The sequence below is a fragment of the Mycolicibacterium iranicum genome (genome assembly GCF_014190915.1).
Lineage (GTDB): Bacteria > Actinomycetota > Actinomycetes > Mycobacteriales > Mycobacteriaceae > Mycobacterium > Mycobacterium iranicum_B.
Genome location: NZ_JACHVU010000003.1, coordinates 394,159 through 420,654, shown reverse-complemented (window position 1 = coordinate 420,654; position 26,496 = coordinate 394,159). Strand labels below are relative to the sequence as shown.

Here is a 26,496-nt window from a genome sequence, read left to right as displayed (position 1 = left end):
CAACAGCTGTTGTCGAGACAAGGCACTGGTGACCGTGGATGTGAAGACCCGCCGGGATCGGATAGAACAGCGCGTTCGGTCTGCCCGCGAGATCAACTTCGCCGATCTGGCAGCCGAGTTCGACGTGTCCGAGATGACGATCCGCCGCGATGTCGAGGCACTGGAAATCCTCGGCGTCGTGCGCCGGGTCGTCGGCGGGGCGATCGCGGTGCAGGGCAAGGACACCGAGCCGTCGTTCGCAACAAGAATGGCCGACGCCGCACAGCAGAAGATCCACATCGCCGAGGTGGTCGCCGATCTGATCGGACGTAACGAGACGCTGATCCTGGATTCGGGCAGCACCGCGCTGGCGGTGGCCAACTCGCTGAAAGGCCGTGGTCTCGGCCTGACCGTGGTGACGCCGAGCGTGCTCGCGGCGCTGGCGCTGGTCGACGAGCCCGACACCACGGTGGTGCTCACCGGCGGTGAGCTGCGCGCCGGCGAGTTGAGCCTCATCGGCCCGGGCGCCGAGGACACGCTCGCCAACTACAACTGCGACACCTACGTCATGGGAGTGGCCGGGATCGACAGCGACCGCGGCATCTCCGACTACCACCAGGCCGAGAGCCGGGTGAAGCGGGCGGCGAGCCGCCGCGCCGACCGCGTCATCGTCGCCGCCGACAAGAGCAAGCTCGGTCGCGTCACCTTCGTGAGTATCTCGGCGCTGTCGCAGATCCAGACGATCGTCAGCGACGGTTCACCGGACCATCCGGCACTGGTGGCCGCCCGCGGCGCCGGCGTCGAGGTGATCTGCGTGGCCGACCAACAGGATTCGCACGTCGACGCTGCGTCGCGAGCCGCGACGGGAGGACGATGACGCGCTACACGGTCGGCGTGGACATCGGCACCACCGGTACCAAGACGGTCCTGCTGGACACCCTCGGCGGGATCGTGGCCACCGCGTCCCGGGAGACCGCGCTGCACTCCCCGGCACCGGGCTTCGCCGAGGCCGACACCGCCCAGTGGTATGCCAACGTGCTGGAATCGGTCCGCGAGGTCGTCACCGTCAGCGGTGTCTCCCCCGCTCAGATCGGTGCGCTGGCGACCTCGGGCATGGTGCCCGCTGTCCTCCCGGTCGACGACGCCGGAAACCCTCTGCGCCACGCCATCCTCCAGAATGACGCCCGCGCCCACCGGGAGGTGGCCGAGCTCGCCGAGAGACTTCGGGGCACCGACCTGGTCGCGCTCACCGGCTCCGCTCTGACGCAGCAGTCGGTGGCGCCGACGACGGTATGGCTGCGTGAGCACGAACCGGAGGTGTACGCGCGCACCGCCCACTGGGTCGGTTCCTACGACTGGGTGCTGTGCGCGCTCGGGGCTCCGGTGCACGTGGAACAGAACTGGGCGCTGGAGTCGGGGCTGTTCACCATCGACGGACAGACCGCGGGCGCGGTCCTGCAGGCCGCCGCCCTCGATTCCGCCACCCTGGCCCCCGTCCGGGCGCCCGGCACGGTGGTGGGCGAGCTCAGTGGGCGGGCCGCCGAGGCCACGGGTCTGCTCGCCGGCACTGCGCTGGTGGTCGGCGGCGCCGACCACGTGCTGTCGGCTTTCGCCGCCGGCGTCAACGACCCGGGCGACGCCCTGGTGAAACTCGGTGGTGCCGGCGACATCCTGGTCGCCAGCGACACCCAGATCGTCGACGAACGGCTGTACCTCGACGCCCACCCCGTCCCCGGCCACTGGTTGCCCAACGGGTGCATGGCCACCAGCGGCAGCCTCATCCGCTGGTTTCAATCTCTGATCGGTGGCACACCGCTGACCGACCTCGACGACGAGGCCGCCACCCGCTCGCCCGGTGAGATTCTCTGCCTCCCCTATTTCCTCGGCGAGAAGAGCCCGATCCACGACCCCGATCTGCGGGGTGTCTTCGCCGGCATGCACCTCGGCCACACCAGGGCCGACATGTACCGCGCGGTGCTCGAAGGCATCGCGTTCGGGTTCCGCCACCACGTCGACGTCTTCGGTGAGATCGGCGTGCCGTTCCACCGCGTGATGATCACCAACGGAGGATCGAAATCCACGCTGTGGAAACAGATCCACGCCGATGTGCTCGGGCACGAGATGAATCCGGTGAGCGGCCACCCGGGCGCCTCCCTCGGCGCGGCGGTGATCGCCGCCATCGGGACCGGCGCCCTCGACGACTGGTCGGATGCCGCCAAGTTCATCACCCTGGACGCGCCCTACACACCCGACCCGGCCCGTCGGGACGCCTATGACGCGGCCTATGCGGCCTGGCGGGAGCTCAGCGCCGCCACCACCCCGGTCTCGCACGCCCTCGCCCGCACCACCCGATGAAAGGAACACTCCGCCAATGAGAATCACGCAATGTCCCACCCCCGGGCGGAGAAGCGCCCGCACCGCTTTCTCCGCCGTGATCGCCCTGCTGGCCGCCTTCGCGCTCGTGCTCACGGGATGCGCAGGCAGCGGTGGCCCCGAGCAGGCCTCAGAGAACGGGCAGGCCACCGGCACCGGTGAGGTGTCGACCGACGCCTCGGGCACCGTGCGGATCCTGATGGAGAACGTGCCGGACACCGACATCGTCAAGTCGATGGTCGCCGACTTCAACAAGGAGTATCCCGGCGTCGAGATCTCCATCGAGTCGCTGACCTATGACCAGATGCGCGACAAGCTGGTGTCCTCGTTCCAATCGTCCACTCCGACTTACGATCTCATCGTCGTCGACAATCCGTGGATGGTCGACTTCGCGAACGCGAAGTTCCTGCAGCCCCTCGACGCGCGCATCGACAGCACACCGGACTACGACGCAGCAGACTTCTTCCAGCCGCTGACCGACATCACCACGGTCGACGGAGCCCGCTACGCGGTCCCGTTCTACAACTACGCGCTCGGATACCTCTACAACACCGACGATCTCGCCGCGGCCAACCAGCAGGTGCCCACCACCCTGGAGCAGCTCGTCAGCACCAGCAAGGCGCTCAAGAGCGGCGACCGTGCCGGCATCGCGATGCAGCCGCAGCGCGGGTACAAGATCTTCGAGGAGTGGGGCAACTGGCTGTTCGCCGCAGGCGGCTCCATCTACGACGCCGACGGCAAGATCACGCTCAACACCCCCGAGGCCAAGCGTGCGCTGGAGGCCTACATCGACACCTACCGCACCGCCGCGCCGGCCAACAGCCTGAACTGGAGCATGGACGAGGCGCAGCGTTCGGTGTCGGCGAACCAGTCCGCGTCGATGATCAACTACAACTGGCAGCTCCCCGCTCTCAACGAGCCGGGTTCCGGGCCTGCGGCGGGCAAGATCAAGATGGCGACCATTCCCGGCGGCAAGCAGGTGCTGGGTTCGTGGAGCTGGGCGATCCCGGCCAACTCGGCCACCCCGGACGCCGCATGGGCGTTCGTGTCGTGGATCACCGCCAAGCCCAACGACGTCGCGCGCACCGAGAAGGGCGGCGCGGCCATCCGCAAGAGCACGCTGCAGGATCCCGCCGTGCTGCAGGGCCGGTTCGGTGAGGAGTACTACCGGACCGTCGAGCAGCTGCTGGCCAACTCCGCGCCGCTGAGCCAGGGCCCCAGCGGCGAGGAGATGATCCAGGCCGTCGGCACCGAGCTCAACGAAGCCGTCGCCGGCAACAAGAGCGTCGACGACGCGCTGGCTGCCGCGCAGGCCGAGGCGGAGAAGATCCAGGGCTGACCGCCACCGGAACCGGAAACCGACCACCCCACGAAAGGAGCGAGACCACCGTGAAATCCCGTGTGAGATTTCAGTACGGCATGGTCGCCCCCCTCGTTGCCCTCTTCGTCGGGGTGGTCGGTTTCCCCCTGGCCTACGCGGCCTATCTGAGTGTCACCGACTACAAGCTGACCGATCGCGGAACGCCGTCGATCGTCGGCGCCGGCAACTTCGCGGCGACCTTCGGCGACAGCGGGTTCTGGAACGCCTTCGGCACGACCGCGCTGTACGTGGTGGTCGCCGTCGGCCTGGAGCTGGTCATCGGGCTGGCGATCGCCCTGGCGCTCCAAAAGCAGCGCTGGGCGCGCGATGTCACCCGCTCGATGCTGTTGGCCCCGATGTTCATCACGCCGATCGCCGTCGGCCTGACATTCCGGTTCCTGCTCAACGACCAGCTCGGCGCGATTCCGGCGATGCTGCATGCCATCGGCGTGGATTACGACTTCTTCGGACCGGGCCGGGCGCTGTTCACACTGGCGTTCATCGACGTGTGGCAATGGACCCCGTTCATGGTGCTGCTGATCCTCGCGGGCCTGGAGTCCATCCCCAAGGAGCCGCTCGACGCGGCGCGCGTCGACGGTGCGAGCGGGCTGTACGTGCTGCGACGCGTGACGCTGCCGCTGCTGGCACCCGTACTCGTCGTCGCGATCCTGCTGCGATCACTCGATGCGATGAAGGTGTTCGAGTACGTGTTCGCGACCACCCGCGGCGGCCCCGGCACCGAGACAGAGACGTTGCAGTACTTCATCTATCAGACCGGCATCCAGTTCTTCCGGCTCGGTTCCGCGTCGTCCATGGCCTTCGTCGTGCTCGTCCTTGTGCTCGCGGTGATCGTGTTCGCGTTCCGCCGGATGGACAAAGCCCGAGAGGCGGGGTCGCGATGAGCCGGTATGCCCTACTCACCGTCCTGCGGTCGGCCCTGCTGTGGGCCGCCGGAATCTCGGTGCTGTTCCCGATCGTCTGGATCGCGCTGGCGAGCGTGAAAACGCCTGAACAGCTCAACGATCCGTTCCTGCTGTCGTTCACCCCCGATTTCTCCGCGTGGCACAACGTGCTGGCCTCGGGAATCCTCGGCGCCGCGGGACGCAGCGCCCTCGTGGCGCTGGTCACCGTCGGCATCAGCGTGGTCGTCGGCAGCATGGGCGCCTACGCCATCGCGCGTTACCGGGCCGGCGGCACGCTGACCCGCTTCGGCATGCTCGCCGCGCAGGTGTTGCCGCCCGCGGTGCTGGTCTTTCCGTTCCTGACGATGGCCTACGCGCTACGGCTGACCGACACGCTGGTACCCGTCATCTTCGCGCACCTGAGTTTCGTTCTGCCCGTGGTGACCTGGTTCCTCATCGGGTTCTTCGAGGCCGTTCCGCGCTCCCTCGAGGAGCAGGCGCAGGTGGACGGCTTCACCCGCTTCGCGGCTTTCCGGCTCGTCGTGCTCCCCCAGGTGCTGCCAGGCATCGGCGCCGCGGCGATCTTCGGCTTCACACTGTCGTGGAACGACCTGTTCTACGGCCTCATCCTCGCGCCGGGGAAGGCAGCGATCCTGCCCGTCGCCATCGCAGGTTTCAACACATTCCGCGGGGTGCAGATCGGCTCGATGAGCGCAGCCATCCTCATCGCGGTCGTCCCCGTCGTCATCGCGAGCTTCTTCATCCAACGCAAGTTGGTGCAGGGCATCAGCGGCGGCGCGGTGAAGTTCTAGGTAAAGGCAGGTTCGGCACTTCATGGCAACGGTCCGCTTTTCCGGCGTCAACAAGGCGTACGGGACCACCTCTGTCGTCAGCGATCTCGACCTCGAGCTGCCCGACGGTTCGTTCACCGTGCTCGTCGGCCCGTCGGGGTGCGGCAAGTCCACCTCACTGCGCATGCTGGCCGGGCTGGAGACCGTCACGTCGGGCACGATCACCATCGGAGACCGCGACGTCACGCACCTGCAGCCGCGCGAACGCGACATCGCGATGGTGTTCCAGAACTACGCGCTCTACCCCCATCTGACCGTCGCCGAGAACATCGCCTTCCCGTTGCGGGCCACCAAAACCCCACGGCGCGAGGCACTGTCGAGAGCCGCCTCCATCGCCGAGTCCCTCGGCCTCGGCGCGCTCCTCGAACGCAAACCGAAGGATCTCAGCGGCGGCCAGCAACAGCGGGTGGCCATCGGCCGGGCCATTATCCGCGAGCCGTCGGTGTTCCTGTTCGACGAACCGCTGTCCAACCTCGACGCGAAACTGCGTGTGGAGACGCGCACGGAGTTGCTGCAGATCCAGCGCCGTCTCGGCATCACCTCGGTATACGTCACGCACGACCAGGAAGAGGCGATGACGCTGTCCGACCGGATGGTCGTGATGCGCGACGGCGAGATCGCCCAACAGGGCACACCGCAGGAGGTGTACGCCCGCCCCGCGGACACCTTCGTCGCCGCGTTCGTCGGCAGCCCCAAGATGAACCTGCTCGACGGCACGCTCACGGGGACGACGTTCACCTCGGGCAGCGGCCTGCGCCTCGACGTCGATGCCGCGACCAGCGGGCCGGCCCCCAGCGGCCCGGTGACCCTGGGTGTGCGTCCCGACGACCTGCTGCCGACCCCCACCGACGGCGACGCCGCGGCGCGGGTGGTTCTCATCGAGCACCTCGGTCCGCGGGCCATCGTCACCCTCGTGGCCGGCGGCACCGAACTCACCAGCGTGGTCGAGACCTCCCGCCTGGCGGGCATCGCCGAAGGCACGGGCGTCGAGTTGGCCGCCCGGCCCGGCGCCACGCACCTGTTCGACTCCACCACCGGCCGACGCCTCGTCGGCTGAGCACAACAGATAGGAAACGAGAGCTACACATGACCAGAACTGTCGTGGTGACCGGCGCAGGCTCCGGTATCGGCCGGGCCATCGCAGGCACACTGGCGCAACGCAATTGGCAGGTCATCGTCACCGATGTCAACGGTGACGCCGCCGCCGAGGTCGCTGCGTCGCTGCCCAATCCGGACGCCGGTCACGAGGCCTCCCAGCTGGACGTGACGTCCCCCGTGGCGGCCGCCGACGTCGCCGCCGACACCGCCGAGCGGTTCGGGCTCGACGCCTGGGTCAGCAACGCCGGCATCTCGTTCATGCACCGCTTCCTCGACGCGCCGATCCACCGTTACGAGCAGACGATGGACGTCAACCTCAAGGGCGTCTTCGTCTGCGGTCAGGCCGCCGCGCGGGAGATGGTCCGCTCCGGCCAGCCCGGCACCATCGTCAACACGGCGTCGATGGCCGGAAAGCAGGGTCGGGTGCCGTTCCTGTCCGATTACGTCGCCTCGAAGTTCGGCGTGGTGGGGCTTACCCAGGCCATGGCCTACGAGCTCGGCGAACACGGCATCACCGTCAACTGCGTCTGTCCCGGGTTCGTCGAAACGCCCATGCAATCAAGGGAATTGGAATGGGAAGCCGATCTGCGCGGAACCACCCCCGACGGTGTGCGCGCGATGATGATCGCCGACACCCCGCTGGGCCGGCTCGAGCAGGCCGACGACGTGGCCCGCGCGGTGGCGTTCCTGCTCTCCGACGACGCCCGGTTCATCACCGGTGAAGCGCTGGCCGTCAACGGCGGCGCCTACATGGACTGACCCCGCACGCCGCTTCCCCGCTCACCTGTTAGAGAAAGGCACGAGAGTGACCACCACCTGGCTCGACGAGGTCTTCAACGTCACCAAGCCCGTCATCGCCATGCTGCACCTGTCCGCCCTGCCCGGCGACCCCGGCTTCGATTCCGCAGCAGGCATCGCCGCGGTCGTCGCGCGCGCCCGCACCGAACTCGAGGCGCTGCAGAGCGGCGGCGTCGACGGCGTCATGATCAGCAACGAGTTCAGCCTGCCGTACCTGACCAAGACCGAACCCATCACCGCGATCTCGATGGCCAGGATCATCGGCGAGTTGCTGCCCGACATCTCCGTGCCCTACGGCGTCAACGTGCTGTGGGACGGCCGCGCGTCGATCGACCTCGCCGTGGCCACCGGGGCCACGTTCGTGCGTGAGATCTTCACCGGGGTGTACGCCAGCGATTTCGGGCTGTGGGACACCAACGTCGGCGAGGTCGCCCGCCACCGCGCCCGGGTGGGCGGCTCCGGGGTCAAGCTGCTGTTCAACATCGTCCCCGAATCGGCGCAGTACCTCGCCGACCGCGACCTGGCCTCCATCACCCGCACCACGGTGTTCGCGACGCTGCCCGACGCGATCTGCGTCTCGGGTGCCACCGCGGGCGCCCCGACCGACACCGAGGCGCTGCGGGTGGTCAAGTCGGCGGCCGGCGACGTACCGGTGTTCGTCAACACCGGCGTTCGCGCCGAGAACGTGGCCGCTCAGCTCAGCGTTGCCGACGGCGCGGTCGTCGGCACCTACTTCAAGAAGGACGGCGTCTTCACCAACGCCGCCGAGAAGTCCCGGGTCGAGGAACTCATGGGAGCTGCCAGGGAGTTCCGCACGCAGCTGGGCTGATCACTCCTGCCGGTTCCGCCTGACGAGCCTCATCCCCAGCTCGTCAGGCGGAACCGAATGCCCTTCGGCGCACACGATCTCGACACCGGCCTCGGCGCCGCACCCCAGGTGGGTCAGGCGCAGCGACGTGTCGTCGAGGTGCTTGCGCCCCCACTCGAACATCGCCCACACCACCGGCATGAACTCGGTCCCCGCGTCGGTGAGGACATACTCGTCGCGGGCCCGCTGCCCCGGCTCGCGGTACGGGCGCTTGGTCAACAGACCGGCCTCGACCAGTTCGGACAACCGCACCGACGTCGCGGCCTTCGTGATGCCCACGCGACGGGCGAAATCGTCGAAGCGGGTGGTGCCGTAGTACGCCTCGCGCATCAGCAGCATGGCCGACTTGGTCCCGACGAGCGCCATCGTCTTCTCGATCGGGCAGCGGCCGACCGCCGACCACGCACTGCGATCGACGAGCGGTCCTTGCAGAACTGTCATGTACATCACTCCGCGGCTGGGTTGTTGTCACTGAACCTAGGTGTTACATCTAAGTATAGAAGGCAGTACTCAGCGCCGAGTCTCAGGAGGACACATGACCGAATATTCAGACCGCGATGCCGTGATCGTCGGCGCGGTGCGCACACCGGTCGGCAAGGGAAAGGCCAGCGGGGCGCTCCACGGCGTGCTGCCCGCGGACCTGCTCGCCCACAGCCTTCGTGAGCTCGTCGCGCGGACGGGAATCGACCCCTCCGAGGTCGACGACGTGATCGCCGGGGCGGTCACCCAGGTCGGCGACCAGGCCGTCAACATCGCCCGCAACGCGCTGCTCGGCGCCGGTTTCCCCGAGACCGTTCCCGGCACCACCGTCGACCGGCAGTGCGGTAGCAGCCAGCAGGCGATCAGCTTCGCCGCCCAGGGTGTGCTGGCCGGGGCGTACGACGTCGTCATCGCCGCGGGTGTGGAGTCGATGAGCCGGGTACCGATGGGTTCGTCGGTACTGCCGGGCAGCAACCCGTTCGGCGCCGACATGGCGGCACGCTACCCCGAAGGTCTTGTCGCCCAGGGCATCAGCGCCGAGCTGATCGCCGCGAAGTGGAACCTGTCGCGCACGCAGCTCGACGAGTTCTCCGCCGAGAGCCATCAGAAAGCGGCTCGCGCCGCCAAGGACGGCCTCTTCGACAACGAGCTCGCTCCGGTCGCAGGCCTCTCCACCGACGAGATCATCCGTCCCGACACCACGGTCGAGACGCTCGCAGGACTTCGGCCCGCGTTCGTCAACGAGGCGCTCGGTGCGCGGTTCCCTCAGATCGACTGGAAGATCACGCCGGGTAACTCGTCCCCGCTGTCCGACGGCAGCGCCGCGGTGATGATCACCAGCGGTGCGACCGCGCGTCGGCTCGGCCTGCGGCCGCTGGCGCGCATCCACACGACCGTCGTGGTCGGCTCCGACCCGCTGTACATGCTCACCGGCGTGATCCCGGCGACTCAGAAGGTGCTCGCGCGCTCCGGCCTGAAACTGTCGGACATCGACCTGTTCGAGGTCAACGAGGCGTTCGCCCCTGTGGTGCTGAGCTGGGCTCACGACGTCGGCGCGGATCTGTCGCGCACCAATGTCAACGGCGGCGCGATCGCCATCGGGCATCCGCTCGGGGCGAGCGGCGCACGGATCATGACGACGCTGGTCAACGCCCTGGAGCAGCGCGACGGCCGCTATGCCCTGCAGACCATGTGCGAGGGTGGCGGCATGGCCAACGCGACCATCGTCGAACGGCTCTGAGACCGGCCTGCTAGGACGCGCGGGTGAGCTCGAACAGCGGGATCACCCGCGACGTCTTGGCCTGGTAGTCGGCGAACACCGGTGCGAGCTCGATGAGCTTCGGGTACGTCGCCTCGCGCTCGTCGTCGGGCAGTTCACGGACGTCGACGTCGTAGGCCTCGGTCCCGATCTCGATGAACGCCGTCGGGTTCGCCCTCAGGTTGTGCACCCAGGCGGGGTGCTTCTGCGCGCCGGCATAGGACCCGACGATGATCATCTTGTCGTCGATCGTCAGGTAGGCCAGCGGTGAGAGCCGGGACTTGCCGGACTTCGCACCCGTGGTGTGCAACAGCAGCAGCGTGCCGCCCTCGAACGGACCGCCGACCTTGCCCCCGTTGGCGCGGAACTCTTCGACGATGCCGCGGTTGAACTCGTCGAGCGCCTCGGTGTCGGCGACGAGCTTGTCCTTGTCGATGTCGGTCATTTCTTGTCCAGCTTCTCGGGCTTGGCGTCTATTCCGGATTCCTTGCGCTGCTGGGCGGTGATCGGCGCAGGTGCGTCGGTGAGCGGATCGACCCCGCCACCGGACTTCGGGAACGCGATCACCTCGCGGATCGAGTCGACACCGGCGAGCAACGCGACGATACGGTCCCAGCCGAAGGCGATGCCGCCGTGCGGCGGGGCGCCGAATGTGAACGCGTCCAACAGGAATCCGAATTTGTCCTGGGCCTCGGCATGGTCGATGCCCATCATCGCGAACACCCGCTCCTGGACGTCGCGGCGGTGGATACGGATCGAGCCGCCGCCGATCTCGTTGCCGTTGCACACGATGTCGTAGGCATTGGCCAGGGCGGTTCCGGGATCGGTGTCGAACGTCGCCTCGGACGCGGACTTGGGTGCGGTGAACGCGTGATGCACGGCGGTCCACGCCCCCGAGCCGACAGCGACGTCCCCGGAGGCGGTGGCATCGTCGGCCGGCTCGAACAGCGGCCAGTCCACCACCCAGGTGAACGCCCACGCGTGCGGGTCGATCATGTCGAGCCGCTTGGCCACCTCGATGCGGGTGGCACCGAGCAGGGCGCGCGCGGCCTTGGCCGGACCCGCCGAGAAGAACACGCAGTCGCCGGGCTTCGCGCCGACGTGCGCGGCGAGGCCTTCGCGTTCGGCGTCGGACAGGTTCTTGGCGACCGGCCCCCCGAGCTCGCCGTCATCGCCGATCAGCACGTACGCCAAACCCTTGTGTCCGCGCTGCTTGGCGAACTCCTGCCAGCCGTCGAGCGTGCGCCGCGGCTGGGAGGCGCCGCCGGGCATGACGACGGCCCCGACGTAGGGCGCCTGGAACACCCGGAACGGGGTGTCGGCGAAGTAGTCGGTGCACTCGACGAGCTCGAGGGCGAACCGCATGTCGGGCTTGTCGGAGCCGAACCGGCGCATGGCCTCGTCGTAGCTGATGCGCGGCAGCGGCAGCGGCAGGTCGTAGCCGATGAGCGCCCACAGCGCCTTGAGGATCTCCTCGGACACCGCGATGACGTCGTCGGCGTCGACGAAGCTCATCTCCATGTCGAGCTGGGTGAACTCGGGCTGGCGGTCGGCGCGGAAGTCCTCGTCGCGGTAGCAGCGGGCGATCTGGTAGTAGCGCTCCATGCCTGCCACCATCAGCAGCTGTTTGAACAGCTGCGGGCTCTGCGGCAGCGCATAGAACGAACCGGGCTGCAGTCGGGCCGGAACCAGGAAGTCGCGCGCGCCCTCGGGCGTCGAACGGGTCAGCGTCGGCGTCTCGACCTCGACGAACTCGTGTTCGGCGAGAACCCCGCGGGCGGCGGCATTGACCTTGGACCGCAACCGAAGTGCATGGCCCGGGCCCTCACGGCGCAGATCGAGGTAGCGGTAGCGCAACCGGGCTTCTTCGCCCGCGGTCTCGTCGAGCTGGAACGGCAGCGCGGCGCTCTCGCCCAGCACGGTCAGCGATGTCGCATTGACCTCCACGTCCCCGGTGGCGATTTCGGCGTTGGCGTTGCCCTCGGGCCGGATCTCGACGACCCCGGTGACCGCGACGCAGAACTCCGACCGCAGCCGATGCGCCTGCTCGAGCACCGTGCCCTCGCGGAAGACGACCTGGGCCACGCCCGAGGCGTCCCGCAGGTCGATGAAGATGACGCCGCCGTGGTCGCGCCGACGCGCCACCCAGCCGGCCAGCGTCACCGTCTGACCGGCATCGGCAGAACGCAGGGAACCGGCGGTGCGGGTGCGCAGCACGAAATACTCCTAGATCGGCAGGAATGTCAGCTGATCAGTGTAGAGGGGTCGCGGCGCACACCGATTCCGTCATCGACCAACCACCGTGCCCTAGTCTGTATGGTCATGCACACCTGCGAGCACGTCGGGTTGGACTTCATCGACCACGCTCCCTACCGGTTCGTCAGCACCGTCGACCTGGCGATCTCCCCGGAACAGCTGTTCGAGGTGCTCGCCGACGCGACCTCGTGGCCGCACTGGGCGAGCGTGATCACCAAGGTGACCTGGACGAGCCCCGAACCGCGCGGCGTCGGCACCACCCGCACCGTCGACATGCGCGGCGGGATCACCGGGGAGGAAGTGTTCCTGGCCTGGGAACCGTTCAGCCGCATGGCTTTTCGATTCGACGCATCGACCACGGGGAGCATCTCGGCGTTCGCCGAGGATTACCGCGTCGTGCCCACCGCGACCGGGTGCCACCTCACGTGGATCATGGCCTTGAAGCCCCACGGTGTGGCCGGCCGGGCCGGGCTGTTCGTCGGCCGACCGGTGATGGGCCGGATGTTCCAAGGCTTCCTGCACAATCTGCGCCGATACACCGACGAGCGGTTCCACACCGCCTGAGTGCGGCCTGCCGCGGCCGACGGTGTCAGTAGACCGCCGACCACGCCGATCGCCGTACCGCGTCGGGGTCGGAGACCATCACGTCGCGGGTCGACGTGATGAGCCGGGTGAGCCGCTCCCCCGCCTCGTAGCGGGGCCAGTCCTCGTCGTCGGCGTCGTCGCCGCCGCGCGCGAAGTTCAGCCAGGCTCGCTGCATGCGGCGTCCGACGCCCGGCTGGATGCGGCGGCCCAGGGGGTGCAGCTTGCGTCCGACGAACGACGCGTAGCTGTGGTGGACGTGCACGATCTCGCTGCCGTGCGTCGCGCCGAGGCCGAGCATCCGCAGGCTGATGCCGAAGTGGTCGAAGCGGTACATCCGTGTCGGCGCATGCGTTCCGTAGGCATCGGCGAACGCCCAGGTCGGGCCGCCGAACATCGCGTCGGACCCCAGCGCGATCAACGCGCTTCGCCGCGGATAGGCCGGATACGCTTGCAGCACCTGCCGTTTGGCGTGGGGGGCGACCCGCGCGAAGTAGTTGTCGATCGACTCCCTGGTGGTCGGCAGCATCGGCGGTTTCGTCCACGCGAACATCGACGCCTCATGGCTGTTGGTGCCGATGATCAGCGGAACGCCCAGCGTCGCGCCGCGACGGGCCGCCTCGACAGGGTGCAGCGGCAGCAGGTCGGTGCCGTGGGTCAACCCGTAGGCCAGCGTCGGCGTGGTCGCGGTGCTCTTGAGCTGCAGGATGCCCGCGGCCCGGCGCAGCTGACGCTGCGGCAGCGCCTTGACCTCGTCCGCTCCGACGCCGAGCCGTCGGAGGAACTCGTGGGTGTTGGCCGCGCGGAATTCGCGGTCGGCGATCAGCGGGAGAGCCGGACTCTGGGCGATGGCGCGGCCGAAGAGTCCCTCCGCGGTCGGTGCCGCCATCAGCGCCAGCACCGATGTCGCCCCTGCGGACTCCCCGAAGACGGTCACCTGGTCGGGATCGCCTCCGAAGGCCGCGATGTTGTCCCGCACCCAGCGCAGTGCAGCGATCTGGTCCCGCAGCGCGAGGTTGTCGTCGAACCCGTTGCCCAGATCGCCGAGTTCGAAGCCGCCGAACACCCCGATCCGGTAGGTCACGTTCACGACCACGACGTTGCCGTTGGCGGCTAGCCGGGACCCGTTGTAGAACTGGAATTGCCCTGCGCCGTAGACGAATGCCCCACCGGGGATCCACACCATCACCGGCAGCGAGGCGGTGGTGTCGGGAGACCACACCGTCAGGGTCAGGCACGCCTCGTCGCGGGCTTTCGGATCGTCGCGCCCGCCGCCGACGAACGACTTGGTCTGTGGAGGAAGCGGACCGTGTTCGGTCGCCTCACGCACCCCCGCCCAGGGACGCAGGGGGTCCGGGGCCTGGAATCGCCGCGGGCCGGTCGGTTGCTCGGCGTACGGCACGCCGCGCCACACCCCGACGCCACCATCGGTGTCACCACGCAGATCTCCCGACGGAGTGGACAGGACGGTGGAATCTCCGGCGACGACGGCCACACCTCGAATCGTAGTGTGCGAAGCTGGACCGACCGCGGCCAAGGACATGACACGGAGGTGGCACGATGACCTTCAACGAAGGCATGCAGATCGACACCAGCACGAGCTCGTCCAGCAGCGGTGGGCGCGGCCCGGGCCGGGGCATCGCCGTCGGCGGCGGCTTCGGCGGGTTGCTGATCGTCGTCGTGGCCCTCTTCCTGGGGGTGGACCCGAGCACGGTGATGCCGAGTCAGCAGCAGGGCGACACTGCGGGCGTGCAGACCCCGGGATTCGACCTGAGCCAGTGCCGGACCGGTGCGGACGCCAACAACATCCCGCAGTGCCGGGTGGTGGCCACCGGCAACTCACTGGACGCGGTCTGGGCCCAGCTCATGCCGGGTTACACCCGCCCGAAGGTCGAGGTCTTCGAAGGCGGGGTGGACACGGGTGGTTGCGGGTTCGCCAGCAGCGACGTGGGGCCCTTCTACTGTCCCGGTGACCAGACGGCCTACTTCGACACCGGTTTCTTCGAGGTTCTCAAGACCCAGTTCGGTTCCAGCGGTGGACCGTTCGCCCAGGAGTACGTCGTGGCCCACGAATTCGGCCATCATGTGCAGAACCTGCAGGGTGTCCTGGGCCGCGCGCAGCAGGACCCCACCGGGCCGACCGGCGGCGGGGTGCGCACCGAACTGCAGGCCGACTGCTATGCCGGGGTCTGGGCGCACCACGCCTCGGCCACCAGGCAGGAGAGCACCGGCGTGCCGTTCCTGGAGCCCCTGAGCGACAGGGACATCGCCGATGCGCTGTCGGCGGCCTCCGCGGTCGGCGACGACCGCATCCAGGAGGCTGCCACCGGCCGCGTCAGCCCGGAGTCGTGGACCCACGGCTCCTCGACGCAGCGCCAGAAGTGGTTCACCACCGGCTATCAGACCGGTGACCCGGCCACCTGCGACACCTTCGCCACGAACAACCTTGGCTAGGCCCACCACGGCCGTCGACGCCGTCGCCGAACGGTACCTGCAGACCTCGGCGGCGCTCGATCCCTGTGCGGCAACCGAATCCGGCATCGCCGGCTACGAGGACCAGATCACCGACTACTCCCCCGACGGTGTGGCCGAGCGGGTCGCCGCGGCGAAGTCCGCCCTGCGCGAACTCGACGGCGCCGAACCTGCGGATTCGGTCGACGTGGTCACCGTCGCCGCGATGCGGGAACGCCTCGGGACCCTGGTCGATCTGCACGACGCCGGTCTGGACGTCGGCGAGCTGAACGTCATCGCCTCACCGCTGCAGACGATGCGGGACGTGTTTGACCTGATGGCCACCGACACCACGGACGACTGGGCGGTCTACGGCCGCCGGCTCGCCCAAATCCCGCTGCGGGTGCGCGGTTACGCGGATGCGCTGCGACGCGCCGCGGCGACCGGGCACGCTCCTGCGGCCCGGCAGGTGCGCAGGGGAATCCAGCAGGCAGCCCAGATCGCCGAGTTGTTCCTCGACATGGTCGCACCCGCCGCACCGCACGATCCGACGCTGCGCGCACAGCTGCGCACCTACGCCGAGGACGCGGCCAACGCCTACGCCTCGCTGACCACGGTGCTGCGTGACGAGATCGGCCCCCGTGCCCGCGAGGCCGACGGTTGCGGCCGGGACGCCTACGCGCTGCACTCGCGCACGTTCCTCGGCGCCGACGTGGATGTCGACGAGGCCTACGAGTGGGGAATGGACCTGCTCGCGGGCATCGTCGCCGAGCAGGACGAGATCGCCGGCCGCCTCTACCCCGGCACCTCGGCCGCCGAGGCCCTGCGTCGCCTCGACGGCGAGGAACGCTACGTCATCCACGGCACCGAGGCGTTGCAGCGGTGGATGCAGGAACTCTCCGATCGCGTCGTCGATGCGTTGGCCGACAAGCACTTCGACATCGCGCCGCAGCTGCGCAATCTCGAGTGCCGGATCGCACCGACGCAGACCGGCGGCATCTACTACACCGGCCCGTCGGAGGATCTGGCCCGCCCCGGCCGGATGTGGTGGTCGGTGCCGCCGGGCGTGCACACGTTCCACAGCTGGCAGGAGATGACGACGGTGTTCCACGAGGGGGTACCGGGACACCACCTCCAGATCGGCCGAGCCGTGGTCCTGGCCGACCAGCTCAACCGGTGGCGCCGGCTGGGATGCTGGGTGTCCGGGCACGGCGAGGGCTGGGCGTTGTACGCCGAGCGGTTGATGGCCGAACTGGGCTGGCTCGAGGACGCCGGCAACCGTATGGGAATGCTCGACGCGCAACGGTTCCGGGCGGCACGGGTGGTCATCGACATCGGCGTGCACTGCGGTCTGACCGCGCCCGACGGTGGCGTCTGGGACGCCGACCGGGCGTGGACGTTCCTGCAGACCCACAGCGCGATGGCCGAGGAGAATCTGCGCTTCGAACTCGACCGCTACCTCGGCTGGCCGGGGCAGGCGCCGTCGTACGCAATCGGTCAGCGGATCTGGCAGCAGCTGCGCGACGAGACGCTGGCCCGCGGCGTGTCCCTGAAGGATTTCCACAGTCGCGCATTGGATCTCGGGGGTCTACCGCTGGAAGTGCTGCAGTCGGCGGTGGCGGCCACCTAGGATCGGCCGGGCCGTCGCGGCGGCGCTACAGCCGCGACTGCTCCTTGATCGCGGTGTCGGTGGTACGCAGGGGACGGATCAGTCCGTCCTGGGCGAAGGACGCGATGAGCTCGCCCTCCTCGGTGTGCACCGCGCCCCGCACATAGGACATGCCCGCCCCCACCTGCGTGCTCTCGTGGGTGTAGAGCAGCCAGCCGTCCCAGCGCACCGGTTCGTGGAAACTCACCGACACCGTCATCGGCGCGGTCGACACCGTCAGGTGCGCCTGGCTGGTGCCGATGCCCTCGTGGGCCCGCATCGTCGTCGAGATGCCGAGGTGCCCGGTGAAATACGCGATCAACGCCTTCGCCAGATCGTCGCGGTCGGGGATCGGGTCATAGTGCAACCACGCATACAGTTCGGGCGGACCGACCTCGTCGGGGCTGTTCACATCGACGACATCGACCAGTCGCACCTCACGGCCGGTCATAGGCATCGACGCCGCGTTGGCCCCGGCCGGCGCGACCACCTCCGGTTTGGGCAGATGGTGGCGGATCACGTCGCCGGTGGGGACATCGGCCAGCACGGTCGTCGTGATGCACCGCTTACCGTTCTGGGTGGCCGTCACGATTGCCGTTGCGGTGGAACGTCCTTCGCTGACCACGTCGATCTCCAGCTCGACCGGCCCGGCGGCGACCATGACTGCTCGGGCGAACACCGCGTACACCGACCGCACCGACTTGTCGGGAAATCGCTTGGCGGCGGCCACGATCGACTGGGCGAGAACCTGGGTGCCCTCCACGACCTGACGCTCGTCCTCCCCGGCCACCCCGGTCTGTGCGGTGAACGTGTTCTCGCCCCCGGGCTGTGCGTCGAAAAGATCGAGCAGCGCCTGCACCGTCCACTGCGCCTGTCCGGATGACTGCTCCGACTCCGTCGTCATGTGCCCACTCCTCGTGTCCGATGACTGTCGGAGGGAACAGTAACCGAGGTTTCCCTAAAGCGGTAACGTCATTACCAACAGGTGTGCGGAGGCAGGAAGGGGCGGGTGCGATGGTCGCGAAGGCCAAATCGACATCGGCGGCGCCGCGTGACGGCGCCCCGCAGGAGTCCCGCGCCACCCGCTTCATGCGTTCTGCGCTCGACATTCTCGGGGAGACCGGCCGCACGGATTTCACCGTTCTCGAGGTCGTCGAGCGATCGAAGACGTCGTTGCGCGCGTTCTATCAGCACTTCGCGACCAAGGACGAACTCCTCCTCGCCCTCGTCGAGAAGATCATGGCCGACGCGACCGGGCACTGGCGCGACGAAACCGCCGATCTCCCCAGCGCCGAGGCGTTGCGGCTGCTGATCGGCCGCATCAGCGCACCGGCCGAATCCAGTACCCAGGACAGCATCAACCGCGGGCTGACCTACTACAACGACCACCTGCAGGAGACCCGCCCCAAAGAGTTCGCCAAGGTGCTCGCCCCGCTGCACCGGCTGATAGGCGACATCCTGCGCCGCGGCATCACCGACGGCACGTTCCGCGCCGACCTCGACATCGACACCGATGCGGCGATCCTGATGCAGACCGTGCTCAGCACACAACGTCTGCGCGATCTCGGCGCGGAATTGAACGGCAGGTCGATCGACGGTGACGACGTGCACGCGTTCTGCCTCCGCAGCCTCCTTCGCTGACGCTCTGAACTGGACAGATGAGGCCTGACTTCGATCTGGCGTGGCTCCGGCGCTGCGTGGTAATGTCGTTACCAGAAGTGGTAATGCCATTACCGCTTTGTGCAAATACGCCATGGCAGGAGCCCACATCATGCCGTCACGCATCCTCGACTATCCGGTGTTCGACGCGGACAACCACTTCTACGAGCCCAAAGAAGCTCTGACGAAGTTCCTGCCGGACCATCGCAAGGGCGTCATCGACTACATCGATGTCCACGGTCGCACCAAGATCATGGTGCGCAACCACATCAGCGACTACATCCCGAACCCGACCTTCGAGGTCGTGGCGCGGCCCGGTGCCCAAGAGGAGTACTTCCGGAACGGCAGCGGCGGCAAGAGCTTCCGCGAGATCATGGGCAAGCCGATGAAGGCCATACCGGCCTTCCGCAATCCCGAAGCCCGCCTCGAGGTGATGGACGGCCTGGGCCTGGACTACACGCTGATGTTCCCGACGCTGGCCTCACTGGTCGAGGAACGGCTCAAGGACGACCCCGAGCTGATCCACGACATCATCCACGCGCTCAACGAGTGGATGTACGAGACGTGGCAGTTCAACTACGAGGACCGGATCTTCTCGACGCCGGTGATCACCCTGCCGATCGTCGATCGAGCCCTCGAAGAGTTGGAGTGGTGCCTGGAGCGCGGCGCCAAGACCGTTCTGGTGCGGCCCGCCCCGGTGCCGGGGTTCCGCGGCACCCGTTCCTTCGGCACGGAAGAGTTCGACCCGTTCTGGCAGGCGTGCGTGAAGGCCGGCATCCCGGTCGCGATGCACGCCTCCGACAGCGGATATGCGGAGTACCTCAACGACTGGGAGCCCGCCGACGAGTACCTGCCGTTCAAACCGACGGCGTTCCGGATGGTGTCGATGGGCAAGCGGCCGATCGAGGACACCATGGCCGCACTGGTCTGCCACGGCGCGTTCACCCGCAACCCCGACCTGCGGGTCCTGTCCATCGAGAACGGCGCCTCCTGGGTGCCCTACCTGTTCTACCAGTTCAAGGACGTGTACTCGAAGATGCCGCAGGCATTCCCGGAAGACCCGGTCGAAGCCTTCAAGCGCTGCGTCTACGTCGCGCCGTTCTGGGAGGACGACTTCCAGAAGATGGCTGACCTGTGCGGCATCGACCGGGTCATCTTCGGTTCGGATTGGCCGCACCCGGAGGGCCTGGCCGATCCGATCAACCTCGTCTCGGATCTGGAGGCGCACGGTCTCGACGAGGCCAGCGTACGAAAAGTGATGGGCAAGAACATGGTCGACCTGTTCGGAGTCGAGGACAGAGTCGTCTACACACCCGACGTCCCCGCCCTCGTCCTCACCTGATCTCACACCCGAAGAGGCTGCACTCCCCCATGACCGACCTGGCAAATCCCGAACAGCTGCTGTTCGCCTCCACCACCCAGACCTTCCTGGAGAAGCAGGCGTCGCTGACCCACGTCCGGGGGCTGCAGGCCTCCGGCGTGTCCTTCCAGCCCGAATGGTGGCAGCGCGCAGCCGAATTGGGCTGGACGAGCTTGCTGGTTCCCGAAGACCTCGGCGGCGGCAGCGTTTCCGGCGACGGCGTGGCCGACCTGGCACTGATCGCCGAGCAGATCGGCAAGACCGTCGCACCCGGGCCCCTGCACCCGGTCAGCGTCGTGCTCGCCGGGCTCGTCGAGGCACCGGACGGGCACCAGGACAGCATCGAAGCGCTTGTCGCCGGAGAGGTCGTCGCATCCTGGGCGGCCTACGAACCGCGGCGCCCGTTCGCGCCGCTGGACGCCTCCGGCCTCACCACCACCGCCACCCGCACCGACGACGGATACCGCATCGACGGCGTGAAGGACCGGGTGGAGGCCGGGGCCGAGAGCGGCGCCGTCCTCGTCGTCGCGCTCTGCGACGGCGAAATCCGCCAATTCCTGGTGCCGACGGACGCCGCAGGCGTGAGCATCACCCCCCAGAAATCCGTCGACATGGTGAAAAGCTATGCGCGCGTGGAGTTCGACGGCGTGCAGGTTCCGGGCGCGGCGGTCGTGGGCACCGCCGAGCAGACGCCGGCGATCATCGAACGGCAGCGCCAGGTCGCGGTGCTGCTGCAGTGCGCCGAGACCGTCGGGATCCTCGATGCAGTGCTGGCGATGACGACCCAGTGGCTGGGCGACCGGCACAGTTTCGGCCGCCCGCTGTCGTCGTACCAGGCGCTCAAGCACCGCGCCGCCGACATGAAGATGTGGTTCGAGGCGTGCCGTGCCACCACTGCCGGTGCGGTCGCAGCGGTCAGCAGCCGGTCCCCGGACGCAGCCAAACTGGTCAGCGTCGCGAAAGCCTATGTGGCCGAACGCGCCCCGGTCATCCTGCAGGACTGTGTGCAACTGCACGGCGGCATCGGGGTGACCTGGGAGCACGACCTGCACCTCTACCTACGGCGGGTCGCGCTGTACCGGGCCATGTTCGGTTCACCCGAGGACCATCACCGCGCCATCTACCAACTGAGCAGGAAGACGGAGGTTCCGGCATGACCGACACCGTGGCCTCACAGGAGATCACCGAGTCCGTCGAGGAGTTCGCGGCCCGCGCACGCACCTGGCTGGCCGAGAACATGCCGCGGATCGATCCCGAACACCCGCCGTTCTCCGTCCGCGCCGAGCAGGCGTCGTGGGATCGTGCCAAGGAACTCCAGAAGCGGCTGTACGACGGCGGATTCGCCGGCATCTGCTTCCCTCGCGAATACGGTGGCCTCGGCCTGGACCACGCCTATCAGCGTGCCTTCAACGTCGAGTGCCGCAGCTACGAGATGCCGCTGATCCTCAACGTGCCGACCTTCACGATCTGTGCGGCGACCATTCTCGACGTCGGCAGCGAGACGCAGAAGCGCGAACGCATCTCGGCGGCCGTCCGCGGCGACGAGATCCTGGTGCAGCTGCTCAGCGAACCCAGCGGTGGATCGGACCTCGCCGGCGTCATCACCCGCGCCGACCATCGGGACGGCAAATGGATCATCAACGGCGCCAAGACCTGGAGCACCAGCGCGTTCGCCGGTGACTACGGACTGCTGCTGGCCCGGACCGACTGGACGGTGCCCAAACACGAGGGCCTGACGATGTTCCTGGTGCCGCTCAAGTCGCCCGGCATCACGATGCGCCGCATCAAGGAGGTCAACGGCAACGAGGAATTCTGCGAAGAGTTCTTCGACGGCCTCGAACTCGACGACGACGCCGTGGTGGGTGAGGTCAACAAAGGCTGGGAAGTCGCCTCCCGCCAGCTGCACCACGAGCGCCGGGCGGTCGGCGGAGGCTCGGAGTTCGCCAGCGGGACGGCCGCCGAGAACGCCAGCGAGATGCCACCGGATCACGTCGCGATGGCCGAGGCCATCGGCCGGGGTGACGATCCCGGCATCCAGGAGCTGGCCGGGCGGGCACTCGCGCGCCGTATCGTCAAGGAGCAGCTCATCGACCACGTGTTCCACGCGATCGGGAACGGCTCGCTACCGCCGAACGCGGGCACGCTGATCCGGCTCTTCCACGCCGAGACCACCGAACTCGAGGTCGACACCGCGCTGGCCATCTCCGGTACCGCGGGCGTGGTCGACGAGGGGTCCGCGGACGCGCCCGAGCTGTCCGAGCTCGCCGAGATCGGCGTGCGCTATCTCTCGCGGCAGACCGGGTCGCTGGGTGGCGGGAGCTCGGAGATGGCCCGCAACGTCATCAGCGAACGCATCCTGGGTTTCCCGCGTGAATTCGCCGCCGACCGCGGCGTGCCGTTCAACCAGGTCAAGCGCAACAAGTCCTAGCTGTCAGAAGAGGGCTGGCTGCAGCACGTCGGCGGCGGGCGGTGCGGTCGTCGGTGCTTCGCGGAACGACCGCCGGTCGGGCGCCAGCCCGTACTTGGCGACCAGCGGAGCGGCGCGGCGTTGGAGGTCGGCCCGGTACTCGGCCGGCAGATAGGCGCCCTTGCGATAGAGCTGGCGGTACTGCCCGACCAGCTCGGGATGTGTGCGCGCGAGCCAGTCCATGAACCATCCGCGCGTGCTGCCGCGAAGGTGCAGCCCGAACACCGTCACGCTGGTCGCGCCGGCCTCCGAGATCCGGCGCAGCAGGTCGTCGAGATGGTCGTCGGAGTCGGTCAGATGAGGAAGCACCGGGGCGACCATCACATGACAGCGCAACCCGGCGTCACGGATCGCGGCGATGAGACCGAGCCGGGCCTGCGGCGACGGAGTCCCCGGCTCGACCCGGCTGTGGATCTCGGCGTCCCCGACGGCCAGCGAGATCGCCACGCTCACATCCACCCGGCGCGAGACCTCGGTCAGCAGGGGAAGGTCGCGGCGCAACAGCGTTCCCTTGGTCAGGATCGAGAAGGGCGTGCCGAAATCGGCGAGCGCGCCGATGATGCCGGGCATCAACGCGTAGCGGCCTTCGGCCCGTTGATACGGGTCGGTATTCGTCCCCAGCGCCACGGTCTCCCGCGTCCAGGACGGACGGCGCAGCTCGCGGCGGAGCACCTCGGCGACGTTGGTCTTCACGACCAGCTGCGTATCGAAGTCCCGACCGGAGTCGAAATCGAGGTACTCGTGGGTGGGCCGTGCGAAGCAATAGCGGCACGCGTGCGAGCAGCCGCGGTAACCGTTGACCGTGAATCGGAACGGCAACATCGACGCCGCGGGGATCTTGTTCAGCGCGGACTTGCACAGCACCTCGTGGAAGGTGATGCCCTCGAACTGCGGGGTGCGCACACTGCGGATCAGACCGAGCCGCTGCAGCCCGGGCAGCGCCCCGTCGTCGACGTCGATGCTTTGCCCGGCCCAGCGCATATCCTATGCGAACACACGTTCGAACGGGTGTCAAGGATGCTTGGCATCACCGGAGGAGAATGTCGAGAAGGGAACCGGACAGAATGGCCGGAAGGGAAGAAGTGCAGCCCCGCACCCGTTTCAGGGTATCGCGGAGGTGGGGGCTTGCCGCAAGACCCGGGCAGTGACGCAGAATCGCAGCCTCAGCGCGCAAACATAAGGGGCACATGTCGACTCAGAAGCCACACAAGAACTACGACACCGAGCTGGACGGCGAGCGCGCCTACGTCGATGCGCTCTACGCGCGGCTCGACGCCGAACGCGCCCGGGTCAAGGACAGGTACGACGCGGCGCTGCGCAGCCCTGTCGACTCCCAGAACGGCGCGACCCTGGTCGCCCGCGACGCCGAGGTCCGGGCCACCGCGGCACAGATGGACCGGCTGAACGTGGCGGATGCGGGGCTGTGTTTCGGCCGGCTCGACAGCGTCGACGGTGAGCGCACCTACATCGGCCGCATCGCCGTGCTCGACGAGTCCGCCGACTACGAACCGTTACTCGTCGACTGGCGTGCCCCCGCGGCGCGTGCGTTCTACGTCGCGACCGGCGCGAACCCGGAGAACATGCGCCGCCGCAGGCAGTTCCGCAGCATCGGTCGTCGCCTCGTCGACTTCACCGACGAGGTGTTCGGCAGGCCCGACTCCGAGGAGACCCACGGGCAGCGCGGCAGCTCCAGCGACGTGGCACTGCTGGCGGCGGTGAACGCCCCGCGCGGAGACGGCATGCGTGACATCGTCGCCACGATCCAGGCCGAACAGGACGCGATCATCCGGCTCGACCACCCGGGCGTGCTGGTCATCGAGGGCGGACCCGGCACCGGCAAGACGGTCGTCGCCCTGCACCGTGTGGCCTACCTGCTGTACACCCAGCGCAAGCGCATGGAGAGCCACGGCGTGCTGGTCGTCGGGCCGAATTCGGCGTTCCTGCGCCACATCGGCCGGGTGCTGCCCTCCCTCGGCGAGACCAACGTGGTGTTCCTCACGACAGGCGACCTCGTCCCGGGTCTGCACGTGACCGCCGAGGACACTCCGGACGCCGCCCGCATCAAGGGCTCGCTGGCAATCCTCGACGTCCTCGCCGCCGCTGTCGCCGACCGTCAGCGTGTCCCGCAGGATCCCCTGCCCATCGACCTGTCCGACGTCTCGGTGAGCATCGGCCCCGACATCGCCCAATGGGCCATTCAGGAGGCGCGCGCCACCGAGCAGCCCCACAACGACGCCCGTGCGACGTTCGTCGACGTCATCACCTGGGCGCTGACGGAACGTGCGATCGCCAAGATCGGCCGCGGATGGCTGACCCGCGAGGATCGCGCCGCGTGGGAGCATCTGCGTGCCGACCTGCTCGACGAGCTGGAGGACCACCCCGGCTTCACCGCTGCCCTGAATCAGCTCTGGCCTGTGCTGACCCCCGAAACCCTTCTCGCCGAACTGTATTCGTCGCAGGAGCGGTTGCAAGCCGCCGGCGCCGATGCGGCGCTGTACCGGGCGGAGGGCGCCGCCTGGACCCTGTCGGACGTGCCTCTGCTCGACGAACTGGTGGACCTGCTGGGCCGTGACAAGTCCGGCGAGGAGGCCGCCGAACGCGAACGCCAGGAGGAGGCGGCCTACGCTGCGGGCGTCCTCGACCTGATGATCGGGCGCGAGGACCTGATGGACGACGAGGACCAGCTGATGGCGCAGGACGTCATCGCCGCCGAGGACCTCGCAGAGCGCTTCCTGGAACGCGACAACCGCGAACTCGCCGAACGTGCTGCCGCAGACAGGGATTGGACGTACGGTCACGTCGTCGTCGACGAGGCGCAGGAACTCTCGGAGATGGACTGGCGGGTGCTGATGCGGCGCTGTCCGAGCCGGTCGTTCACGATGGTCGGCGATTTGGCCCAGCGGCGCTCCGCGGCCGGCGCGACGACCTGGGAGGCGATGCTCACTCCGTACGTGCCCGACCGCTGGATCTACCGGACGCTGACGGTGAACTACCGTACGCCTGCCGAGATCATGGCGGTGGCCGCGGCCGTGCTCGCCGAGTTCGCACCCGGCGTCCAGCCTCCGGAGTCGGTGCGTTCCACCGGCGTCGCGCCGTGGTCCCGCCAGGTGAGCGACGCCGAATTGGCCACCGCTGTCGCACAGTTCGAGCAGGAGGAGGCCCAGCGAGACGGGACCAGCGTGGTCATCGGGCCTGCGGACGTCCCAGGGGCGGTGTCGCCCACGGACACCAAGGGCCTGGAGTTCGATGCCGTGCTCGTCGTCGACCCGGGGCGCATCCTCGCCGAAGGCCCTCGCGGGGCTGCCGACCTCTATGTCGCGCTCACCCGCGCGACGCAGCGCCTCGGCGTCCTGCACCGCGACCCGTTACCGTCCGCGCTGGTGGGCCTGACGCAGCGTCAGGGCGACGGTCACCAATGACCGAGCTGGCACCGCACGTTGTAGGGATCGTTGTGCTCGGTGAGCACGGCGCCGTCGACGGCGATGTCGCAGTGCGCGTTCGGCGCCGCCTGGCCACCCTTGGTGGTGCTGCTGACCTGAAGGATCGCCCAGTTGGGGTCTTCCATCGTGGTCTCGAACGTCCACGGGACGCCGGGGGCGAGGTTGACCTTCTCGCGCTTGGCGTACGTGTAGGCGTCGGCGTTGAAGGCCTCCATGCTCGGAGGCTGGCTCGTCAGATAGAAGAGGTCGAACTGGTAGGCCCCGCCGGAGACGAGGGTGTACCGGACCTGCTTGCCGGCAGGCTGAGCGCTCGCCGTCGGCTGCGCGGCCATCATCGATGCCGCCGCCGCCAATAGTGACGCACCGACCGCCGTTCCTACCCGGGCTGTAGCTGTTCGCATGTTCGTCACATCGCCGGACGCTACCGGATCGTTACCGGCCTGGCCGTCCTCCGCCGGGGACCCCGTCGACGGCAAACCGGCTGCCGGCGGCATCGACAGGTTAACGCGCCTGTCACACACAGTCATTTGGCAGAAACACGGGCGCTCTAACGTCCCGATTCGACACCGGGGCGGTGTCGAAACTTCGCCGCTGAGAAACGTTCTCGAGCGTTCTGCAGCGTTCTGAAGTGTCCCCACTCGGCGCCTCATCAGCAGATGAGCGCTG

General features: G+C 68.2%; 24 protein-coding genes. 17 read left to right on the top strand and 7 right to left on the bottom strand.

Features of this window, described 5'->3' with window-relative positions; all coding sequences use genetic code 11:
- Positions 1-25: 25 nt before the first annotated feature.
- From FHR72_RS09330 to FHR72_RS09295, 8 genes are all read left to right on the top strand, one after another.
- The gene (locus FHR72_RS09330) at positions 26-856 is read left to right on the top strand and encodes a DeoR/GlpR family DNA-binding transcription regulator (protein WP_221193329.1); all 831 of its coding nucleotides are present in this window, start codon (positions 26-28) and stop codon (positions 854-856) included.
- The gene (locus FHR72_RS09325) at positions 853-2,334 is read left to right on the top strand and encodes an FGGY-family carbohydrate kinase (RefSeq protein ID WP_183467643.1); all 1,482 of its coding nucleotides are present in this window, start codon (positions 853-855) and stop codon (positions 2,332-2,334) included. The genes FHR72_RS09330 and FHR72_RS09325 overlap by 4 nt, the downstream gene beginning before the upstream one ends.
- Positions 2,335-2,350: 16 nt before the next feature.
- On the top strand, positions 2,351-3,691 hold the full coding sequence (locus FHR72_RS09320; RefSeq protein WP_183467642.1) for an ABC transporter substrate-binding protein: 1,341 nt from the start codon (positions 2,351-2,353) through the stop codon (positions 3,689-3,691).
- A gap of 62 nt (positions 3,692-3,753) precedes the next feature.
- Entirely contained in the window at positions 3,754-4,614 is an 861-nt protein-coding gene (locus FHR72_RS09315) for a carbohydrate ABC transporter permease (RefSeq protein WP_183467870.1), read from the top strand.
- Positions 4,611-5,426: a carbohydrate ABC transporter permease gene (locus FHR72_RS09310; protein ID WP_183467641.1), complete on the top strand. Its 816-nt coding sequence runs from the start codon at positions 4,611-4,613 to the stop codon at positions 5,424-5,426. The genes FHR72_RS09315 and FHR72_RS09310 overlap by 4 nt, the downstream gene beginning before the upstream one ends.
- A gap of 22 nt (positions 5,427-5,448) precedes the next feature.
- A complete protein-coding gene (locus FHR72_RS09305) occupies positions 5,449-6,522 on the top strand; it encodes an ABC transporter ATP-binding protein (RefSeq protein ID WP_183467640.1) in 1,074 nt (357 codons plus the stop codon).
- Between the two features lie 29 nt (positions 6,523-6,551).
- Positions 6,552-7,322 (top strand): SDR family NAD(P)-dependent oxidoreductase, encoded by a 771-nt coding sequence (locus tag FHR72_RS09300; protein WP_183467639.1) that lies wholly within the window; start codon positions 6,552-6,554, stop codon positions 7,320-7,322.
- Positions 7,323-7,368: 46 nt separating this feature from the next.
- A complete protein-coding gene (locus tag FHR72_RS09295) occupies positions 7,369-8,190 on the top strand; it encodes a BtpA/SgcQ family protein (protein ID WP_183467638.1) in 822 nt (273 codons plus the stop codon).
- Here FHR72_RS09295 and FHR72_RS09290 read toward each other — a convergent pair whose 3' ends face one another.
- Complete coding sequence (locus FHR72_RS09290) at positions 8,191-8,670, bottom strand: winged helix-turn-helix transcriptional regulator (protein WP_183467637.1); 480 nt, start codon at positions 8,668-8,670, stop codon at positions 8,191-8,193.
- A gap of 94 nt (positions 8,671-8,764) precedes the next feature.
- Here FHR72_RS09290 and FHR72_RS09285 point away from each other — a divergent pair, with 94 nt between their 5' ends.
- Entirely contained in the window at positions 8,765-9,949 is a 1,185-nt protein-coding gene (locus FHR72_RS09285) for a thiolase family protein (protein WP_183467636.1), read from the top strand.
- 10 nt (positions 9,950-9,959) lie between these two features.
- Here the strand turns inward: FHR72_RS09285 and FHR72_RS09280 are convergent, their stop codons facing one another.
- On the bottom strand, positions 9,960-10,412 hold the full coding sequence (locus tag FHR72_RS09280) for a nitroreductase family deazaflavin-dependent oxidoreductase (RefSeq protein WP_183467635.1): 453 nt from the start codon (positions 10,410-10,412) through the stop codon (positions 9,960-9,962).
- Entirely contained in the window at positions 10,409-12,184 is a 1,776-nt protein-coding gene (gene aspS, locus FHR72_RS09275; protein WP_183467634.1) for an aspartate--tRNA ligase, read from the bottom strand. The genes FHR72_RS09280 and aspS overlap by 4 nt, the downstream gene beginning before the upstream one ends.
- Before the next feature lie 99 nt (positions 12,185-12,283).
- Here aspS and FHR72_RS09270 point away from each other — a divergent pair, with 99 nt between their 5' ends.
- Complete coding sequence (locus FHR72_RS09270; RefSeq protein WP_183467633.1) at positions 12,284-12,787, top strand: SRPBCC family protein; 504 nt, start codon at positions 12,284-12,286, stop codon at positions 12,785-12,787.
- Between the two features lie 25 nt (positions 12,788-12,812).
- On the opposite strand, the gene FHR72_RS09265 is transcribed toward FHR72_RS09270, so the two are convergent.
- Positions 12,813-14,348 (bottom strand): carboxylesterase/lipase family protein, encoded by a 1,536-nt coding sequence (locus FHR72_RS09265; protein WP_183467632.1) that lies wholly within the window; start codon positions 14,346-14,348, stop codon positions 12,813-12,815.
- A 17-nt stretch (positions 14,349-14,365) separates the two neighbouring features.
- Between FHR72_RS09265 and ypfJ the strand changes: the two genes are divergently transcribed.
- Together ypfJ and FHR72_RS09255 are read left to right on the top strand one after the other, a co-directional pair.
- Entirely contained in the window at positions 14,366-15,259 is an 894-nt protein-coding gene (gene ypfJ / locus FHR72_RS09260) for a KPN_02809 family neutral zinc metallopeptidase (protein WP_183467631.1), read from the top strand.
- Positions 15,252-16,886, top strand: coding sequence for a DUF885 domain-containing protein (locus FHR72_RS09255; protein ID WP_183467630.1), 1,635 nt, complete (start codon positions 15,252-15,254; stop codon positions 16,884-16,886). Before ypfJ ends, FHR72_RS09255 begins: the two co-directional genes overlap by 8 nt.
- Positions 16,887-16,911: 25 nt before the next feature.
- Here FHR72_RS09255 and FHR72_RS09250 read toward each other — a convergent pair whose 3' ends face one another.
- The gene (locus FHR72_RS09250) at positions 16,912-17,808 is read right to left on the bottom strand and encodes an acyl-CoA thioesterase (protein WP_183467629.1); all 897 of its coding nucleotides are present in this window, start codon (positions 17,806-17,808) and stop codon (positions 16,912-16,914) included.
- Between the two features lie 110 nt (positions 17,809-17,918).
- Between FHR72_RS09250 and FHR72_RS09245 the strand changes: the two genes are divergently transcribed.
- From FHR72_RS09245 to FHR72_RS09230, 4 genes are all read left to right on the top strand, one after another.
- Positions 17,919-18,545 carry a TetR/AcrR family transcriptional regulator gene (locus tag FHR72_RS09245; protein ID WP_183467628.1) on the top strand — a complete coding sequence of 209 codons (627 nt, stop codon included), beginning with the start codon at positions 17,919-17,921 and terminating at the stop codon, positions 18,543-18,545.
- A 130-nt stretch (positions 18,546-18,675) separates the two neighbouring features.
- Positions 18,676-19,905 (top strand): amidohydrolase family protein, encoded by a 1,230-nt coding sequence (locus FHR72_RS09240; protein WP_183467869.1) that lies wholly within the window; start codon positions 18,676-18,678, stop codon positions 19,903-19,905.
- Between the two features lie 29 nt (positions 19,906-19,934).
- Positions 19,935-21,080: an acyl-CoA dehydrogenase family protein gene (locus FHR72_RS09235; protein WP_183467627.1), complete on the top strand. Its 1,146-nt coding sequence runs from the start codon at positions 19,935-19,937 to the stop codon at positions 21,078-21,080.
- On the top strand, positions 21,077-22,351 hold the full coding sequence (locus FHR72_RS09230; protein WP_183467626.1) for an acyl-CoA dehydrogenase family protein: 1,275 nt from the start codon (positions 21,077-21,079) through the stop codon (positions 22,349-22,351). The genes FHR72_RS09235 and FHR72_RS09230 overlap by 4 nt, the downstream gene beginning before the upstream one ends.
- A gap of 3 nt (positions 22,352-22,354) precedes the next feature.
- Here FHR72_RS09230 and FHR72_RS09225 read toward each other — a convergent pair whose 3' ends face one another.
- Positions 22,355-23,371 carry an Rv2578c family radical SAM protein gene (locus FHR72_RS09225; RefSeq protein ID WP_183467625.1) on the bottom strand — a complete coding sequence of 339 codons (1,017 nt, stop codon included), beginning with the start codon at positions 23,369-23,371 and terminating at the stop codon, positions 22,355-22,357.
- 206 nt (positions 23,372-23,577) lie between these two features.
- On the opposite strand from FHR72_RS09225, the gene helR reads away from it, so the two are divergent.
- On the top strand, positions 23,578-25,809 hold the full coding sequence (gene helR, locus FHR72_RS09220) for an RNA polymerase recycling motor ATPase HelR (RefSeq protein WP_183467624.1): 2,232 nt from the start codon (positions 23,578-23,580) through the stop codon (positions 25,807-25,809).
- Here the strand turns inward: helR and FHR72_RS09215 are convergent.
- Complete coding sequence (locus FHR72_RS09215) at positions 25,800-26,231, bottom strand: Rv2576c family protein (protein ID WP_183467623.1); 432 nt, start codon at positions 26,229-26,231, stop codon at positions 25,800-25,802. The two genes, helR and FHR72_RS09215, sit on opposite strands and share 10 nt — an antisense overlap.
- Between the last annotated feature and the right edge of the window lie 265 nt (positions 26,232-26,496).